At 47.3% G+C, this 17,627-nt stretch carries 15 protein-coding genes; 6 read left to right on the top strand and 9 right to left on the bottom strand.

The features are described from left to right. Positions 1-48: 48 nt before the first annotated feature. The 3 genes from HQM11_03035 to HQM11_03025 form a co-directional block, all read right to left on the bottom strand. Positions 49-1,086 carry a hypothetical protein gene (locus HQM11_03035; GenBank protein ID MBF0349975.1) on the bottom strand — a complete coding sequence of 346 codons (1,038 nt, stop codon included), beginning with the start codon at positions 1,084-1,086 and terminating at the stop codon, positions 49-51. A gap of 191 nt (positions 1,087-1,277) precedes the next feature. Beyond that, positions 1,278-1,706: a hypothetical protein gene (locus HQM11_03030; GenBank protein MBF0349974.1), complete on the bottom strand. Its 429-nt coding sequence runs from the start codon at positions 1,704-1,706 to the stop codon at positions 1,278-1,280. Positions 1,707-1,851: 145 nt separating this feature from the next. After that, entirely contained in the window at positions 1,852-3,075 is a 1,224-nt protein-coding gene (locus HQM11_03025; protein ID MBF0349973.1) for an ankyrin repeat domain-containing protein, read from the bottom strand. Between the two features lie 805 nt (positions 3,076-3,880). Here HQM11_03025 and HQM11_03020 point away from each other — a divergent pair. Continuing rightward, positions 3,881-4,633 (top strand): glutathione S-transferase, encoded by a 753-nt coding sequence (locus HQM11_03020; GenBank protein ID MBF0349972.1) that lies wholly within the window; start codon positions 3,881-3,883, stop codon positions 4,631-4,633. A 19-nt stretch (positions 4,634-4,652) separates the two neighbouring features. After that, positions 4,653-5,081, top strand: coding sequence for a hypothetical protein (locus HQM11_03015; GenBank protein MBF0349971.1), 429 nt, complete (start codon positions 4,653-4,655; stop codon positions 5,079-5,081). Positions 5,082-5,118: 37 nt separating this feature from the next. Here the strand turns inward: HQM11_03015 and HQM11_03010 are convergent, their stop codons facing one another. The 4 genes from HQM11_03010 to HQM11_02995 all read right to left on the bottom strand — a co-directional run bounded on the left by HQM11_03010 (position 5,119) and on the right by HQM11_02995 (position 11,161). Continuing rightward, on the bottom strand, positions 5,119-6,570 hold the full coding sequence (locus HQM11_03010; GenBank protein MBF0349970.1) for a phosphoenolpyruvate kinase: 1,452 nt from the start codon (positions 6,568-6,570) through the stop codon (positions 5,119-5,121). 123 nt (positions 6,571-6,693) lie between these two features. Beyond that, a complete protein-coding gene (locus tag HQM11_03005; protein MBF0349969.1) occupies positions 6,694-7,002 on the bottom strand; it encodes a hypothetical protein in 309 nt (102 codons plus the stop codon). 98 nt (positions 7,003-7,100) lie between these two features. Beyond that, a complete protein-coding gene (locus tag HQM11_03000; protein MBF0349968.1) occupies positions 7,101-8,930 on the bottom strand; it encodes a UbiD family decarboxylase in 1,830 nt (609 codons plus the stop codon). A 20-nt stretch (positions 8,931-8,950) separates the two neighbouring features. After that, positions 8,951-11,161 (bottom strand): hypothetical protein, encoded by a 2,211-nt coding sequence (locus HQM11_02995; protein MBF0349967.1) that lies wholly within the window; start codon positions 11,159-11,161, stop codon positions 8,951-8,953. Positions 11,162-11,297: 136 nt separating this feature from the next. On the opposite strand from HQM11_02995, the gene HQM11_02990 reads away from it, so the two are divergent. From HQM11_02990 to HQM11_02975, 4 genes are all read left to right on the top strand, one after another. Next, a complete protein-coding gene (locus HQM11_02990; GenBank protein MBF0349966.1) occupies positions 11,298-12,107 on the top strand; it encodes an alpha/beta fold hydrolase in 810 nt (269 codons plus the stop codon). A gap of 82 nt (positions 12,108-12,189) precedes the next feature. Next, positions 12,190-12,561, top strand: coding sequence for a response regulator (locus HQM11_02985; GenBank protein MBF0349965.1), 372 nt, complete (start codon positions 12,190-12,192; stop codon positions 12,559-12,561). A 7-nt stretch (positions 12,562-12,568) separates the two neighbouring features. Next, a complete protein-coding gene (locus HQM11_02980; GenBank protein ID MBF0349964.1) occupies positions 12,569-13,360 on the top strand; it encodes a histidinol-phosphatase in 792 nt (263 codons plus the stop codon). 344 nt (positions 13,361-13,704) lie between these two features. Continuing rightward, positions 13,705-14,655: a phosphatase PAP2 family protein gene (locus HQM11_02975; GenBank protein ID MBF0349963.1), complete on the top strand. Its 951-nt coding sequence runs from the start codon at positions 13,705-13,707 to the stop codon at positions 14,653-14,655. Between the two features lie 437 nt (positions 14,656-15,092). On the opposite strand, the gene HQM11_02970 is transcribed toward HQM11_02975, so the two are convergent. After that, positions 15,093-15,320, bottom strand: coding sequence for a hypothetical protein (locus HQM11_02970; protein MBF0349962.1), 228 nt, complete (start codon positions 15,318-15,320; stop codon positions 15,093-15,095). 242 nt (positions 15,321-15,562) lie between these two features. Beyond that, positions 15,563-17,608 (bottom strand): DUF1566 domain-containing protein, encoded by a 2,046-nt coding sequence (locus tag HQM11_02965; protein MBF0349961.1) that lies wholly within the window; start codon positions 17,606-17,608, stop codon positions 15,563-15,565. Positions 17,609-17,627: the final 19 nt, after the last annotated feature.

Here is a 17,627-nt window from a genome sequence, read left to right as displayed (position 1 = left end):
TATAGTGTCGTGATGCTTGTTTCATAATCCACCTCCTTTTTCTTCATTTTAGCAGAGGATCGGGAACATGCATACTCTAAAGTGACTGTACCACAACATATTGCCTGATTCTCCATACGCCTCACTGCCTGATTCTCCCCAAAGATCACTTCCCCAGCACTGAACGTTTCCACCGGACAAAATTGCACAGGTGTGAAAATTTCCCGTGGCAATGGTGGTGGCGGTGGAGATCCCGGTTACACTGACAGGAGTGGCGGAATTCGTGGTTGTGCCGTCTCCGAGTTGTCCACTGGAGTTATCGCCCCAACATTGAACACTGCCGGCGGAAAGCATCACACAGATATGAGAATATCCAGCGGCGATGGCGATGGCGGTGGCAATACCGCTTATGCTTGTCGGTGTATTGGATGAGGATGAGGTCCAACATTGCACGGTTCCACCGGACAAAATCACACAGGCGTAAGACTGGCCCGCAGCAATGGCGGTGGCGGTGGAAATCCCGGTTACACTGACAGGAGTCGTATTCCCCCATCCCCAACACCGCACGGTTCCACCGGACAAAATCACACAAGCGAAAGAACTTCCCATGGCAATGGCGGTGGCAGTGTAGATCCCGGTTACACTGACAGGGGTGGCGGAATTCGTGGTTGTGCCGTCTCCGAGTTGTCCACTGGAGTTATCGCCCCAACATTGAACACTGCCATCGGCAAGGACGGCACATGTTTGGGCATATGCCGCGTCAATTGCCGTGGCTGTGGATATATTACCCGTGCTAACTGGAATTGACGCGGAATAAGCCGTCTTTCCATTGCCAAGTTGTCCCATGAGATTTTGTCCCCAACATTTCACGGCGCCGCCATTCACAATGGCGCAAGTATGAAAATCTCCGGCTGCCAATTGTCCGGCTTTCCCGCTTGAACCGGATGAAGAGAGCACTTCGCTACCGCCGGTTTGGTTGGACACATCATTTTCCGGAATGGCGCAACCCCAAACACTAAAAATGAACGCCCATAACAAACAGCACTGCAAAATTGATCCAAGTTTTTCCTGTATTCTGGCTCTGGCTAAAATTTGTTTCTCTTTCATATGACCCGCCTCCCTTTGTGAAATGTTAATACACTGATCCTGTTTGTGTGATCTATACATTCGCACCTTACAAAGGTGAGAATGTATAGAAGATCCCTCGAGATGACACAGGGTTGACTGTCATTTCGAGCCGAAGGCGAAAAATATTGAGAAAAAATACGCATTTCTAACCTGGTTTGGTTTATACATCCTCAACTTGCTTTAGTGTTATTTTCACACTCTGCCTTTTTGTTGACGGGAACCGCTACGTTGTTGTCGTATTTCCATAGTTTTCCGGTAACAGCATCAACCCCCATCCCCAACCAAAAACCACTGATCCATAAAAAATTCGCCCAAAACGAGGGGGTGATACTCTGATTAACGGTCACAATGGTACTATCATAACATTGATCCACGACTCGAATACTCACGCCTGAGTGGGAGGGTTCCGCCGCCAATGTCGCCGGTAATTTGGTCGGATAGGAACCCGTAGATGAACTCACCTCTACTTTTATTCCTTCACTGCCATCGGTACTGCGAGCGATTATCGTTTGGGAACCACTATTGAACATAGTGGAACAACTCGAAAGCATCATTGAACCGGCCAGTAATGCCGCTAAGGGTTTTATTATGTGATTCATGTGTCCTCTTTTTTAAGAGGTTATGCTCCAGTTTCGTTGAAGGAACTGATGAGACGCCGGAGCGTTCACGTACTCACCAGGTATCTAAAATCACAATCTTAACATCCAACCGACCTTCTTTTCCGGGACAGCACAGCCCCAAAAACTAAAAATGAGCGCCAATAAGAAACAATACCGCCAGCCTAACCCGTGCTTTTCCAGTTGTATTGCCCGATTCGAAATTCGTTCCACTTTCATAAAGACCTATCTCTAGTCCAGTGTGTAAAACCGAGTTCCCCTCAAAATAGACAGGAAGCTCAATACCGTTAAGCGCGGCGTCTCCCTCATATTTCGCCAGTGTGCTTCCGCCACTGTTTTTGATTCGTAGGGAACTGGTTCCTAATCCAAAAACAAAGCGAGGATTGATCAGCATACGTCCCTGATACCAGCCATATCCAAGGCTCACAGCCCGGATGGATTCCGAAAATTCAATCGAGTAACTGCCAAAGGATTGAAAAACGGTGAACGACTTAGCCCATTGTATTCCAACATTCCAATGTGGATTAAAAAAATATTCGTAGTTCAGCAATTCCATGGCCCAGCCGGTCCCGGAGGCGTCGAACCATCCAGGTGAAGAAATATTGGCATCCTCATATCCCCCCTTGACAAGCCCCAGACCAACACTGAGCCGATGGCGGCTATACGTGGAGGTAACACGGCTTGACGGTCTCGGCTCATCAGGCACGGCTTCATTTTCCAATGGACTCGTGACCGGGGTGGAAAACGTTTCGGTGGATGCCGTTTTCGATGGATTCGTAACCGGGGTGGAAAACGTCTCGGTGGATGCCACGGGAGTTCCACGGACCGCATCCGCCGCAGAACGGGATGAATCCGGGGTGAATCCGCAATGACGGGCAATTTGCGTGATTTTCATGCCAGATTGTCGTAGCCGTTCAATCTCCTCGGGAATGCAAGGTGCTTCCGTGGTCTGGGGGAATTCCATCGGTTGCGCCAATGATGTCTGAGGACTCACGGGTGTGGATGGGGCTGCCACTACTGGTGGAGGCGACAACAAATCAATAATGGACTGATGCTGACGGTTCCTGGCAATATCCAGGGCGGTGAAACCCTGTTTGGTTTTGATTTTGGCGTCCGCGCCTTTGTCCAGCAGAAGCTTGACCATCTCCGCATGGCCTTCCTGAGCGGCATACATGAGCGCAGTCCAACCGTCTTTATCCTGTAGATCCAGTTTGGCTCCCGCCTTGATGTATTGATTCACTAACGTGGGGTTGTTACCGTAAGCCGCGGCCATCAAACGGGTGGTGCCGGTTTTATCAATGGTTTGATCGCCAGGACCCTTGCCATAAACGCAGGCATTTTCCAGCAACAAAAAAACTAATACGCTGAAAAAAATCAGAAGAGATTGTGAATGGTATTTTTTACAGGCTGGAACCCAGAGAAACGAAGGAATTCTCAGGTGAATGAATGAATGAATGAATGAATGAATGAATGAATGAATGAATGAATGAATGAATGAATGAATGAATGAATGAATGAATGAATGAATGAAAAATTGAGGATGCGTGCTTTCACAAGTCCAGTTAAAAAGCTGAATAACAGGTTTTTCACAAATACCTTAAAAAGATGAATGCTTGGAACAATACACGCATTGCACGATTCATCTTTCATGAGAGAATAGGAATCGTTCCTGCAAATTGGCTTATGGCAAAAATAGGTTCCGGATGTCAAGAGGAATTACATTTTTTTTTGAGCATGTAAAATTTTTACTGAAATTGTTGAATTAAATTTCCCCTTTACACAGGGTATTTCATAGATTCTCAAACCCACTAATGTAGCATTATGGGAAAATGTATTAATGTTCACCGTTCAATTTTGAATAGGAACAGTCGGATCAATATTGGACGTCCTGTGTATTTGCCGGGGATCAGGGCAAACACACAGAATCACATCTACGTTTTGTGGCTCAAAAAGTGACCACTCCCGGTAAAGATCCTATCATGATTTACCGCAACGTGGATTATACCAAAGAATACACTTGCTCATTTGATTGCTTTCCGTTTTTGAAATAATAGAGTGTTTGGTTTGGAGAACAGTGTCTGTTCCTTCGGGATCATTCAAAATCCATATTTCGTAACAAATTCTATTTTTTAGATACAAGAGAAGGCTTCACCAAGATGTCAAATACATTGATTGCCATTTCATATTCGCCCTGGTCCGAAAAAGCACGATGGGCACTGGATCATCACAACATTCGTTACAAGGAAAGGGAATACGTTCCCATGCTGGGCGAAGTCATGCTGCGCACCATCAGAAAGAATTTAACAGGAAAAGCGACAGTTCCCGTGTTGATCACGAACGGGAAAGTGCTGACGGACTCTTTTGATATCGCAAAACACAGCGAATGGTATGGTTCTGGAACCTCGCTGTTTCCACAAGGTGGAGAACAGGCCATGTTGAACTGGAACCAGAAAAGTGAAACAGCACTGGCGGCCGGAAGAGCACTGGTCACTCATGCCATGCTCAACAACACCAAAGCGCTTCGTGAAAGCTTGCCACGTTCTATTCCCAAAGTGATTCACCCGTTGATGGAACCCGTCGCGCTGATGGGAGCCTCGTTTATCGTTAAAAAATATGGACTGAATTCCAGGTCTCTTCCGCATTATGAAGAAGAGATCCGTAATGTACTTCGGGCACTGCGTGAGGCCCTGAAGCAAACTGAAATGTATTTACTGGATTATTTTTCTTATGCCGACATCGCCATGGCGGTTGTGCTACAGATGGTTTCTCCGGTCAATACGCGTTATATCACGCTTGGCCCTGAAACTCAGGAATGCTGGACCAATTCTGTATTGTCCCAGGAGTTTTCTGATCTTATTCACTGGCGCGATGAACTGTATCGACGTCATCGTCCTGTTAAAAATCTATAATTGTGTTCTAAGAGGCTTTATGACATTGAGGAGATTCCTGTTTTCGATTGTTGGAATTTGTTTACTGGGGGTGGTTGCATGGGCACAGTCCGCTGAAAATCCACCGCAGAATGATGACCAGGGTGAAGGACCTCAGTATGGTGAATTCGTGCCTATTCTGCTCAAACAGGAAGTAGTGGAAGATATCAACATCAAGGACAATGATCTCATGATCAAAATCAGGGAACCCTATCGGGAAAAAGACGTGCTTGTCAAAATATCAGACGCGCCACTGGCCCAGTATCGGTATTGGTTGAACAATGGACAAACGGAATTTCCGATTAGAACTTACAGGGGGGGAGATCGTCAGGGATACACCTACCGGATTCGAACATCCGCGGCATATATTGAATACTGGATTGATGATGAACTTGTGTTACACCTCAAGCGTAAAGACGCTGAACAATAGGAACAACAAAAGGGCCGAAGCCCTTTTGTTTTGTGTATTATTTTGAAGCCTTTGCACGATTTTGAACAATCTGTACGAAAGACCGTGACCGCAATTCCTGTAGTGTGATTCCTGTAGACAGCACTTCTTCTTCTGTGATCGCACCACAAGCCATCCCACGCAGGAAGAAATTCAACAACCCCTGCCCTGTCGCCGCGTCATCAAATGTATTTCCCACCAATGTTGCCTGAGCCGCTCGCCTTAAAAAGGCGTTTAGCCGCATGGATGCGTCATCAATGCTACTCAGGAAAAAATAATACACGGCAGCATAGCGAATGGGCAATTGTCCCGGATTCAGATCCCAGCCCTGATAATAGGCATGTTTCAAGGAATGCATGATATTATCAAAATGTAATTTCCAGGCAGAATGCACCACTGCCTGATTTTCATCAATCTGCAAAGGTGTGAGGCCCGGGCCTTCCTTGGGGATTTTGTGAGGTCCAATCGGCATGATGGTGGTTGCGCCATCGACAATGTTGATTCCAGTTCCAGCCATGGAAACCTGAAGCACATGTCTGGCAAAATCTGCCGCGGGGTGAGTATGCGACTGATAAACAGCCGTAATATTACATGTTGCTGTATAATCATAGGTTCCAAAAATCGCCGAGCGGCAACGTCCTTTGGCGGCGGCAACCAGGAGATGGACCGTGTTTTCTCCTTTATTATTGATGATTGACTGCGTGGTCTCAATCATGAGTTCAATTTTCAGTGAACCCTTGGCAAACTCGGTATTGTCTTCAATGGTTTCCAAAAGTCTGACCAATGCGGACACCTGTTGGGGAATGGTCACTTTGGGCAGTGTGATCACAAAATTATCAGGAAGTTTGCCACCTGTTTTTGAAGCCAAGTGGGTCAGAAACAAATCCAGAGTTCTGGCAGAACGAGCATGGCATTCTTCAGTGAAGGACTTGATGCGAATTCCGATAAATGGAGGCAGGGATTTTTCCGCCATGCCTTTGGCCACTTCTTCAGCCGCCTGAATGGCATGCCCATCTTCCTCTTCATCAGGTCGATTTCCATAACCATCTTCAAAATCAATCCGGTTGTCTTCCACGGGTTCTGCTTTGAGCTTATTTACCACTCGTTCATAAATCGTAAACGCCAGCCAGGCGTCCAGATAGGCTTTTTTAACAGCGATAGGATCATCATGCAACGAGGACTGCAGATCCTTGTATCCTTCACCGGTGGAGGGAAACCGTTCCGATCCGGGAAGACCCAGAACTTTTGCGAAACTCACAAAATTGGGAGCGTAGGTTTCCAGTGCGTTCAGTGCCAGTGAACCCAGCTTTCCTGGTGCACCAGCCTTGAACAGGTTTGCTCCGCCATAAACGGTATGAACGGGTTGTCGTGCTGCTGAATCGGAGGGGTAATCCTGACGGTAATTATGATTTGCCTGAGCAAGATCATTAAAAATATCTCGGGTATTTTCTGTAGTGAGAGATAATTTCATACATTTCCCTGTTGATAATATTCTGGATTGACCACCACCTGAGCGCTTTTGGTGAGGCCGTTTTTAACAAAAAAACTTAAGGAAAATATGGATGTTCCGGCTTAAAATCAAGCTTTTCCTCGGCTATCGTCCATTGCCGCAATTCTCAATAAGGAAATCATCGTAGACAAACAACTCTTTATATAAAGAAAAAACCTTGGGAATCCCTGTAATTGTCGAGATTCCGGCACCTTTCAAAAAGACTGAATTTAGGATTCCTTTTTCTTCACCTTCCCTGAGTCCTTCTTCCTTTCCCTGGCGGAGGGCTTTTCGGATGGCGTTTCTCTGGTCATGAATGAACATTTCGCGTTTTTCCAGTTCATCGAGTTTCTCTCTGGACAGATTGGATTCATTGGCGATTTCAAAGTCTGTTTTGGGATTGATGAAATGCATGGTGTCTCCCTGTGGTTGTAGGGTTCTGAAAAATTCCTTGTGATGTCTGATCATACACCGTGGAATTGTGAGGCGCAACTGTCAGAAAATACCAGGCATCAAATCAGTCCATGCAGGCTTTTGCCGGGGGCACCGAGTTGATCAACGCGTTTTGTGATTTCAGGATCTTCGATCAGTGGCGGCGCATGATGGGGTTTAAGCCGGGCATCAATGATGAGACTGCCGCGGCAACCCCAGTGTTTGTGATCGGTAAAGCTGTCAAAACCATGGATGTCATGGGAGGGATTGGAGCGGGTGAATGTGGTCCAGAGCCAGTTATTGAGATTTCGGCCCGTGAATTCACTGTCATCGGCCAGGATCAGCAAAGGACATTCTCGCAAAGCTTCGCCGTTGATCAGGCTGGTCAAACGCTCAATATCAGCCATTGCGCCTGATTCGTGATGATAGGATGGCGCCTGAATGACCAGTACGCCGGGCAATGCCAGATAGGGCTGCCCGAAGCCCTCCGGCAATTTCAGGGATGAGGGAATTGTTATGGCCAGATTCCGTTTTTTGGGGCCAGCCGCCGCAATCACAACCTTGGAACCGGAATTGAGTCCGGAACCTGAATAATCGAGCGAATCCATGGTTGTTCGAGTCTGAAAATGCAGATCTCTGTTCCAGTCAACCCTCTCCAGGGCATGGATGAAAAACTCCTGAATGTTGTCCACTTTCAACTGAAGATTGTCTTCCCCTGCAACAATCCAAAGGTATTTGGTGAGAGAGCAATGCCCAAAGCCCAGAATCGCATTGGCGAGCGTCAGCAGCTCTCTGGGTTGGCGCTCCACATCAGGCCGATAGCGTTCACTGCCGATGGCCAACATGAGCGGATGAACCCCGGCAGCATCCACCGCATGGATCGCTCTGACTCCAGGCAAGGAAACCGGAACCATTGGACCCGTGATTTCGTGGATCAATTCGCCAAACACCGTGTCTTCCTGAGGCGGACGTCCCACCACGGTAAACGGCCAGATCGCATCCGTCCGATGAAAGACAGACTCCACTTTCAGCACAGGATAATGATGCTGTAGACTGTAATATCCCAGATGGTCGCCAAACGGACCTTCCGGCAGCAATTTGTCAGGAATGATTGTGCCCGTGATGCAGAAATCCGCATCGGTAGAAATCACATGTCCGGCCATTCGGGTATAACGGAACCTCCGTCCGGCCAAAGCCCCGGCAAACATGACTTCCGGCAAACCTTCGGGTAGAGGCATGACGGCCGCCAGCGTATGAGCCGGAGGGCCGCCGACAAATATACTGATACGGAATGGAGAACCTGTTTCCACCGCATGGGTATGGTGAATTCCGATATCTCGTCGAAGCTGATAATGCAGTCCGATTTCATGATCAGTCTGATACTGGTTTCCACCAAGCTGAATCCTGTACATTCCAAGGTTGGAGTGGAAAATACCGGGTTGGCACACATCTTCCGAAAAAACCTGGGGTAGCAGAATAAAGGGGCCGCCATCATCCGGCCAGCTTTGAATCCGGGGTAGTTTTGAAATGAGGGTTTGTCCCCCGAACACTGGACCGGAGCTTACTTTTCGAGGCAAGGAAGAAAACGCGGCCAGACTGACTCCGGCATATTTCCAGGGTGCTCGCCAAAGCTGAGACGGGTCGGCTTTCAGTTCAATCATTCGCCGAACACCCGTGAGGGTGGAACGAAACATGAACCGTGCCCGATCCATTGTTCCGAAAAGGTTGGAAACCGCAGGAAACGGACTGCCCTTGACCCGTTCAAACAGCAGGGCTGGTCCTTGATTTTGATACACTCTTCGCTGGATTTCAGCCATTTCCAGGTAGGGATCCACTTCCACGGCAATCCGTAGGAGATGACCATGTTGCTCCAGATCGTCCACACATTGACGCAAACTTTGATAACGCATTCAGACTCCGATAGAAAATTTCAAGCAAGTTTTTGGCTGTTCTCCTGAGTGACATTCATGTGTTTCTCCGGATAAATGCGCCCTGTATCCTGTGTTTCTGAATAAACCCAACGGCCTTTGAATTCATAAACATATCGCTGATGCATCGAAGCATAGAGACATCGTATGGTTTGCGCTGAGGAAAGTGCCAATAAATGTTTCTGGTCGGTCATCCGCACTTCAATCCATTCCGGTGTATTGACCAGAATATGAACCACTTTTTTCAAGGATTGACGTTTGCTGGCATCTGAAAAAAACAGGGTGAGTTCTGACTGTGGTGCCAGTTGCTGTGGCGAGGAAAGCATCAGCGTATGATTTTCCGATGTAAAACCCGTTTTATTGCGCAAGGATTCCAGCAGAGGTTGATCCGCGCTGGTATAACTTTTTTTCCAGTTCTGGATCGCCGACTCAAACATGGAGGCGTCTTTCAGGACCGGCATCAATTCCTGATGGGGCGGCGTGTGCGAAATATCCCACAGCAATCCGGCTTCGGCATCATCCAGATAATATTGTTGAGTGACTTTTGTGATCAGATAATGTTTTGTTTCCTGCAACACCAATTCACGGAAGGTGTCAATATACTCTGTGTCTTTTGTGTAATAAATATTGACGTTTCCGCGGTCAGTATCTTCCCAGAACGTTGGACCTGAGAATCTTAGCCGGACACAGGTCATGTCAATGGCCTGATAAAAGGCTTTTTCATCCAGCAATTCCAAATCCTCAGTGATATCCTTGACAATTCTGGAAACAAATTCCTGCATGTTTTCCCTCATGGCGAACAGGGCCAGTCCTGCCTGAAGTATACGGACACCATTGTTGATCAGAATCCCCTTGCTCAAAAGAGTGCGTTCTGTGGCTGGAGGATTGTCCACCTGAAGGATTTCTGTCAACAAGGCATTTTGAAGCTGTGGATCCCACCCTTCTGCATAGAGCAGAATCAGAAGTTTTTTCATTTCTGAAGCAAAAACATCCACAATGAAATACATGGCAGGACTCAGTCGGCCATGCTTGAAAATTTCCAGTCCGTAAACCCTGAGATACATGAAGCATTTTTTGGCCTGCGCGTCTTTTTGATGTTTCACCAGTGACCGGATGTAGTTCCCATAATGAAAGGCCGCGTTATACAGATTGCGGCCTTCATTGTTACGTATCCCATGCTTGATCGCAAACCGGAGAACCGTATTGAAACGGACGATGATCACTTCCATGAGTTCTTCATCGTTCTGCTCAATGGCCGTTAGCCCGATTTCCGCCATTTCAGAAGCACACAGTGACGCAAGGTCAAAATCGCCATTATCCAGAAATTTGGTGTAGGCGTTTCCCAGCAACCGAAAACATTTCTGTTCATAAAAAGTACGGCTCCGTTCCATTTCATCAAACATACCGAGCATTGTTTTGAACGAAATGTCCTGTCGAACGGCCTGGCTTATTTTGAAAAATACCGGGTTAAACTTCTGTTTATTCCTGATATATTCACGAGTTACATTGCACATGTCGTGGATAATATCCGCTTTGGGTTCCTTGAATGAAACAAACTCCAGCAGATCATCCAGTTGATTGAATGAATCAAACAACGCGGTTTGATACCACTGACGTATCACCTCCAGTTCAATGAGATTGCGGACACGGCCATAGGTCAGTTCATGGATACGATTGATATGATCTTCGTAAACTTTCATGATGATGTTGGACGGCTTTGTATAGCGCAGAATATAAAAAACATAGGTCAGCGATAACATCAATGCGAGCGGAAACAGAATGATCATGTTGAACACATGGTTTGACGGAAGATTCGCGCCAGTATCCGTGAGTGCGATCACCATGAAGGTATGTGTACCCGAAGCCACCAGAAACCACACATAATACAGGCTCGGGAGATCCTGCATATAAAGATCAATCAACTTGGGAATTTTTTGTGACGCAAAGGAAATGACGATGATCAGCGTTCCCAGAATCATTCCCATCAAAGCCAACCATACCTGGGGTATGATCTGCAACTGGTTGAATTTGATTGCGACTTGCCCCAGGAGCTGATGATTCAAGCTGGAATAAAAGCTAAAACCATAATGGGAGAACAATGAGTCCCCGATAGACAAAAGGAGAAACATCAGAATTCCTACCGTGTAAATACGGTATTGATGCAGAAAAAATGAAAATCGAAAAAGCAGGTGGAGAACCTGGGTTCGGCGCATGACATCTCTCGCAAAAATATTGATCCTTGTGTCTGAGTTATGGTTGACATATACAAGCAGCCTTTATGTTCTTTCAAGCCAAGAGTTTCCCTGTGTGAACGCACAGAAGCATTTAACCCCGAATTAACAGTGAACGATGCCCCCGACAGCAGACACAAAAAACCTGCATTTTTATCAATTGGGAACGGATGATGCTCCGTCCGTAGTGATTCTGCATGGATTGTTTGGTTCAGGCACCAACTGGAGAAAGATCGCCCAAATTCTTTCTGAGCAGTTTCAGGTCTGGGTTCCTGATTTAAGGAATCATGGAAAATCTTTTCATGAGGAACACATGTCATGGACCGTGATGGCTGAAGATGTGTTAGCATGGATGGATTCCCAAAAACTGGATCGTGTGACTTTGCTGGGTCACAGCATGGGAGGGAAAGTCGGGATGCGGTTGGCCTGCCAGCATCCTGAACGGATCCAGGCATTGATTGTGGCTGATATTGCGCCGATAGCCTATGCCATGTCAGCCCATCAGCAATTGATTCAGAGTCTGCTCAAACTCAATCTCCAGATAATTCACCGGAGAGAGGATGCCGATGCCCTGTTGACGCATGACATTCCCTCCAGCATCCTTCGCACTTTTTTATTGACCAATCTGAAACATGGTTCACAGGGCCTGGAATGGAAAATTCCGCTGAATATTCTGGCACAGGCTCTCCCCGGGTTGAGAGGCATTCCTGAATGCCAGACCCCCTATCCGGGAAAAACTCTGTTTATTGGTGGTGAGCAATCGGATTATATCCCCAAAAGCAGTTACCCTGAAATCAAACGCCTTTTTCCGGCTTACCGGATGGTGATCTTGAAACAGTGCGGGCACTGGTTGCATGTTGAGCAACCCGAAGCGTTTCTCCAGACAGTGAAAACCTTTCTCCGACATCACCTTCTATCTGGAGAATGACCATTTCTATCTTGTTGTATTTGAATGAGAATGGCAGAACTTTAAAAAAGTGTCTGTTATTGATTTTCAGGATTTGAGCGCTATGAAAACGATTTTGGTCGTGGAAGATAATGAGAATAATCAGTTAGTCATTGAAGACATGTTCCGGAAACACAGGAAAGAATACGCCTTGCGGTTTTTCAGCACTGGACAGGGTTTACTGAGTTTTCTGAATACAGATGCCGCTGATCTGATTCTACTGGATATGCGTCTCCCTGATATTTCCGGTTGGGATCTGGCTTCCCGGTTGAAAAATAACGCCGCAACGTCCAATATTCCTGTCATCGCGGTCACAGCCCATGCCATGAAAGGCGATGAAGAAAAAGCACTGAAGGCAGGATGTGATGATTTTGTCACGAAACCAGTCAATCGTCAGGAATTGCTGGAAAAAGTAAAAAAATGGGAATCCCGTTGAGACTGCTATGACATGGAATAATTATCACACCCATACGTATCGTTGCCAACATGCGACTGGTGACGTGATTGACTATGCCCGTCAGGCAATGCATGCGGGTTCCCGGATCATCGGCATTTCTGACCACACCGCTTTGCCGGATAACCGCTGGAAAGATGTCCGCATGACTTTCAGCGAACTGGATCACTATGACCAGGCGTTTGTTACCGCCAAAGAGGAATTGCCTGAAATCACCATTCTGAAAGGCATGGAGTGTGAGTATCTGCTGGAATACCACACGTTTTATGAAGATGAACTTCTGGGACAGCGAAAGTTTGATTATCTGGTGGGCGCAGGCCATTACGTGCATGTGAAGGGTGAATGGCTGAGTTCTTTTTCATATCTCAATACGCCAGCCGCGCTTCTATTTTATGCCCGATATTTATGCACCATGATGGAATCCGGACTCTTTGCCTTCATCGCGCATCCAGACCTGTTCGGCACCTGCAATCAACACTGGAATGCTGATATTGACGCCTGTGCCAGGGATATTCTTGAAACAGCCCAACGCACCAAAATCCCGCTCGAAATCAATGGAAACGGATTCCGGAGACCTGAAGTTCCGGATGTGGATGGCACGCCAAGAGCCGCTTATCCCTGGCGCACGTTCTGGGAACTGGCCGCGGAATATGACATCACCACCATCTGTAACTCTGATGCCCATGAGCCATCTGATGTTCTGAGCAATATTGAAGATGGGCGGGCACTGGCAAAAGCCTGTGGTTTGCGCATGTTGGACAACCTTAAGTATCCGCATTAAAAAATCACCAGAATCGTTGTTTCTAACTCAAGAGTTGTAAGTTTTCAGTTATCAGCCTTCAGCCCTTTGTAAGGCGATCACCGGAAATAAACATACCAGAATTGTCGCGGTAAAATATTATTTCAAGACGGTAGCAGTGGGTTACGTCCCACTGCGATTCCACGGTTTATCGCCTGCCCCGGGACGTAACCCGGGGCTACCGTTCACGGTATAGTCTTTTCTGGCATTCGCCTAAGTCATTGAAATTAAAAATTTAATAAACATCAAACACTTCAACAAAACTGAGAACTGAAAGCTGAGAACTTACCACTGTCGAATTTCTAACCACTTATAAAAAACAGGCCATGAATCGAAAACAATTCTCTTCCCGTTCGGGTTTGTTGCTACTGCTACTCACCTCAGTGTTTGTGATGCTGGCCATCATTCCACTGGATTATTCATGGACCCGGTTCCTGTATGAACATCAATGGCCTGAATACATGGAATTCATGCGCAGAACCTTGTTTGAAGGTAGCGGTTTCGGTGGTTCTGATCCGGGGATTATCTTCCAACTGGGAGCCCTTGCGACCTATCTGCTGGCCTGGAAAAAAACGGTAGCTCCTTCAAAACTGTATAAAATCCGGCCTTATCTGGGCTTCATTGTCACTGCCGGATTGTGTCTGCTGGAACTGGTACACAGCCTGAAATGGATTGTTGGCAGAGCAAGGCCCCATCTGGTTTATAAAGGTCTGTTCCCCTTCAGCAACTGGTATGAATCCGGGCCGCACTTTATCACAGACGGAATATTTTTCGGAAGCTTTCCCAGCGGACATACAGCCGCTGTGTTCAGTCTGATGACCCTCAGTTATGTCGGCTTCAACAGTGCCGAAAAAAAATGGCGAACAGCCGCTATTTTCATGGGAATTCTGACCCTGATCTACAGTATCGCCATGACTATCGGACGCAGTATGTCCGCACATCACTGGCTGAGTGACGGACTGGGGATCATCATGATGGGATGGGTGCTGATGCATGTGTTGTACTTCCATATTCTAAAGGTACCTCAGCAAATTTATTATTATGAAACTCACCTTAAACACACACCACTACCTTCATTCTGGGAACTGCGTCTGGCATGGTTTCTGTTTTGTGTGGCCTTGGGCACCATTATGATGAACTGGGGTTTAAGGTCTCTGTTTCTCCAAGATTGGCCCTGGCTGTTTCTCCTGACCTTGCCTGGAACAGTGCTGATTTATGTTTATTATCGAAAACTGACTGATCTGTATCGCCTCTTTCGAAATGCGCTGACTCACTGATTGACTGGACTTTGAATATTTGGAGTTGGTCACATTTTCGGCCAATGAACTGTGTGTCATTTCAAACCGTAGGTGAGAAATCTTTTCGGCTACCAATTTAAGCCGATACAGTTAAGTACCCGATCAAAAGTTTTTTAACATTAATCTGGTTCCTGACGTCTCGTCGGGAACCGTTCCATAACGCACCTCTGGTGCCATTCCACGGTTCGTTGGCAAGCCACCGGAGGTGGGATAAGGAGGGTTCCCCACCAGAGGTAATCATTCCCTTTGCATGTGAATTCTTCTCGACTCTTTTTGTGTGAAGATGTGATCTTCAGGATGTCCGGGTTGTTCAGAATAAAAAATCAAGGTGGCAGGAGCCATAAGGAAAAGGTTCCAAGGCCGGAACTTTGGAACCAGATAAAGCAATATCGCTCTATGCACAGAGTATAGATTCTCTATGCTTCGATATGAATTATAGATGTGCTAACTTTGAGGCGTTTGGCTATATCGGAAATGAGTTCTTCTTTTGAGTGATATTCCTTATTATCGATCAACTCGTGATGATCCTTTACCGTATTTCCATTTTTATCCTCAGAAATAACTGAACCACAACGAATTATCCCAGCCATAGCTTCTGGAACGTTCTGATCTAATGTAACCGTTACACTTACAATCTTTTCCATATATTAATCCTTGAAATAATTACAAATTTATCAGTTTGCTTACTAAGCAGTTGAATAACTGATAACGTCCTGATTATTGAAATACTTCCTATGTCATAGCGTCAAGAACTCCTCTCTTAAAAAGTTAATAATTTTAGATAAAGTCTGACAATTTTCTCCATTAAAACAACCTTCTATTTCACGGCCCCCCGGGAACACACCTGATACTTATAAAAAAATAATCAAATCTCCAAATTACCGACTCACGACCCTCCACGAACGCACCGGACATAGTTGGTATAGGACTTACTGTAGCCGTCCACGTAGCCGTTGAGGAAGTCCACGTACCACGCGTAGCCCGAATCGTGGGCGTTCGACGACGAAGACCAATAGTACGAGGAATATGTGCTTGGAAAATAGGTGGAATCAAGAGCGGGACTGGAATAAGAATAATCAACGACGGAGAGCCAGTCGTTCCGGTTAGGCACGCGCCAATCGGAGTGCCCCGCCAAAGTGATGGACTCGCAATAGGTCAGGGCATTGGTCCAGGATTTCGAGCCGCCATCCGCTTGTTGCCACATCAGCCCCGTGATTGAATCCGAAACGGTTCCATTGCCATTGTCCGTGAAATGCGGAGACGAAGTCACCGCCCCGCCTCTCACACATCGAGCATAGGCATTGCTGATGTTGCTGGGAGTAACCGTTCCATAGCTAAAAGAGACGTACCAGTCTGGATAATATGAAGAATAATATGTCGATGACCAATAGTTTGCGGAGGAGGTTGTCGGGAAATAGGTGGTGTTGATGGACGGGTTGTAATTGCCCGCATGAATCAGTGTGGCCAGTTCCTTGATATGAGGCAGTCGCCAGTCGGAGGAACCTGCCAGCACCAGATCGTCACAATAGCTGATGGCGGCGGCTCGGGTGGCTTTTTGACCGCCATCGGTTTTTTGCCAGACCAGGCTGGTGACATTGTCCGTGATCGTGTCATTGGAATTGTCCGTATAGGAAGGCGTGCGGAGGGAATAGTCATGATCTTCTCCAAACGTGGCGGTGTAGCTGGTAGTTTGCCCGGTATCCGGCCAGACCAGGCTGTCGTAGCCATTGGAAAAGGTGATGGAATCATTGGCGGAGGCGGAAATATTGCCGGCGGAATCCTTGAACCACACATACACAGTTCGGGTTCCTCCCCCACGAGTGAGAGAAAAGGAGACATCATCATAAAAATTGCCGGCAGAGCTGACACTCACCCAGCCGTTATCGCTGGCAGGAGGCCTGGTAGCGCTTTCGGAGGCATAATAGCCTGTCACGCCCACATTATCGGTCGCCGAGACATTCAGGGTGACGCTCCGGTAATAAGTCAGGGAGCCATTCCAATTGATCGTTACGGCCGGGTTGGAAGGCACCGTGGTATCCGTAACCGAGAGCGTGATGGAATCACTGGCCGAAGCGGAGACGTTGCCTGACGCATCCCGGAACCAGACATAAACCGTTTTGGTATGACTCCCCATCGTTGTAACCGTGCTGAAGGTAAAATTTACTGTTCCCGTGAAGCTGTTGGCCGAGCTGACGCTCACCCAGCCCGTATCGCCGGTAGGCCGGGTGGAGCTTTCGGAGGCATAATAGCCGGTGACCCCCACGTTATCCCTGGCGGACAGGGTCAGCACCACAAGAGTGGTGGTGGTGGACGAATTCCCACTATTGATACTGACCGATGGGCTGGAAGGCGCTGTGGAATCTCCGGTAGGGGTAATCGTGATGTTGCCGTCCCCTGAGGAGGCAGGCGGTGTGGTATCGACCGCCACCACCGTTTCCTGCAAGGTAATGGTACCCGACACAGGAGTGGAGAGATTGCCTGAAATATCCCGGAACCAGCCATACACGGTTTTGTTGCCGTTCCCGCTACTCAAGGTAAACGGAACACTGGCTGAATAACTGGTTGTGGAAGGGACACTGACCCAACCACTGTCACTGGCGGCGGGAGTGGCGGCGCTTTCAGACAGAAAATATCCGGTAACGCCCACATTATCAGTTGCAGACAAGGCGATGGTCACCGAACGGGTCGTGGTGGTGGTCACCTCACCATTGACTCTCAAGGAATCACCAACCGGTGCGGAATCCAAAAATTGAGCCTCAGGAGCAGTGCTGGACTCACTTTCCGCCGCGGCCTGTTCAATCGCGGCCTGTTCAATACTTTTCTTGCGTTTACTTTGGTCAATATCAGCACAAGCTCCGACCATCAAAAGGCCTATGAGACAGACCCCTACGATCCACTTTTCCCGTTTCAGTTCAATCCGGTTTCTTTTCATAAAGACTCCTTGTGAATGA

This window comes from SAR324 cluster bacterium, assembly GCA_015232315.1.
Classification (GTDB): domain Bacteria; phylum SAR324; class SAR324; order SAR324; family NAC60-12; genus JADFZZ01.
The sequence above is the reverse complement of the archived record's forward strand: the minus strand, read 5'-3'. Positions and strand labels throughout refer to the sequence as shown.

Excerpts from the sequence above, each read along its gene's own strand:
- HQM11_03030 (MBF0349974.1), bottom strand. The coding sequence starts at position 1,706 with ATGAATCACATAATAAAACCCTTAGCGGCATTACTGGCCGGTTCAATG.
- HQM11_02975 (MBF0349963.1), top strand. The coding sequence starts at position 13,705 with ATGAATCGAAAACAATTCTCTTCCCGTTCGGGTTTGTTGCTACTGCTA.
- HQM11_02980 (MBF0349964.1), top strand. The coding sequence starts at position 12,569 with ATGACATGGAATAATTATCACACCCATACGTATCGTTGCCAACATGCG.
- HQM11_03015 (MBF0349971.1), top strand. The coding sequence starts at position 4,653 with ATGACATTGAGGAGATTCCTGTTTTCGATTGTTGGAATTTGTTTACTG.
- HQM11_03000 (MBF0349968.1), bottom strand. The coding sequence starts at position 8,930 with ATGCGTTATCAAAGTTTGCGTCAATGTGTGGACGATCTGGAGCAACAT.
- HQM11_03010 (MBF0349970.1), bottom strand. The coding sequence starts at position 6,570 with ATGAAATTATCTCTCACTACAGAAAATACCCGAGATATTTTTAATGAT.
- HQM11_03020 (MBF0349972.1), top strand. The coding sequence starts at position 3,881 with ATGTCAAATACATTGATTGCCATTTCATATTCGCCCTGGTCCGAAAAA.
- HQM11_02970 (MBF0349962.1), bottom strand. The coding sequence starts at position 15,320 with ATGGAAAAGATTGTAAGTGTAACGGTTACATTAGATCAGAACGTTCCA.
- HQM11_02985 (MBF0349965.1), top strand. The coding sequence starts at position 12,190 with ATGAAAACGATTTTGGTCGTGGAAGATAATGAGAATAATCAGTTAGTC.
- HQM11_02965 (MBF0349961.1), bottom strand. The coding sequence starts at position 17,608 with ATGAAAAGAAACCGGATTGAACTGAAACGGGAAAAGTGGATCGTAGGG.
- HQM11_03005 (MBF0349969.1), bottom strand. The coding sequence starts at position 7,002 with ATGCATTTCATCAATCCCAAAACAGACTTTGAAATCGCCAATGAATCC.
- HQM11_03035 (MBF0349975.1), bottom strand. The coding sequence starts at position 1,086 with ATGAAAGAGAAACAAATTTTAGCCAGAGCCAGAATACAGGAAAAACTT.
- HQM11_02990 (MBF0349966.1), top strand. The coding sequence starts at position 11,298 with ATGCCCCCGACAGCAGACACAAAAAACCTGCATTTTTATCAATTGGGA.
- HQM11_02995 (MBF0349967.1), bottom strand. The coding sequence starts at position 11,161 with ATGCGCCGAACCCAGGTTCTCCACCTGCTTTTTCGATTTTCATTTTTT.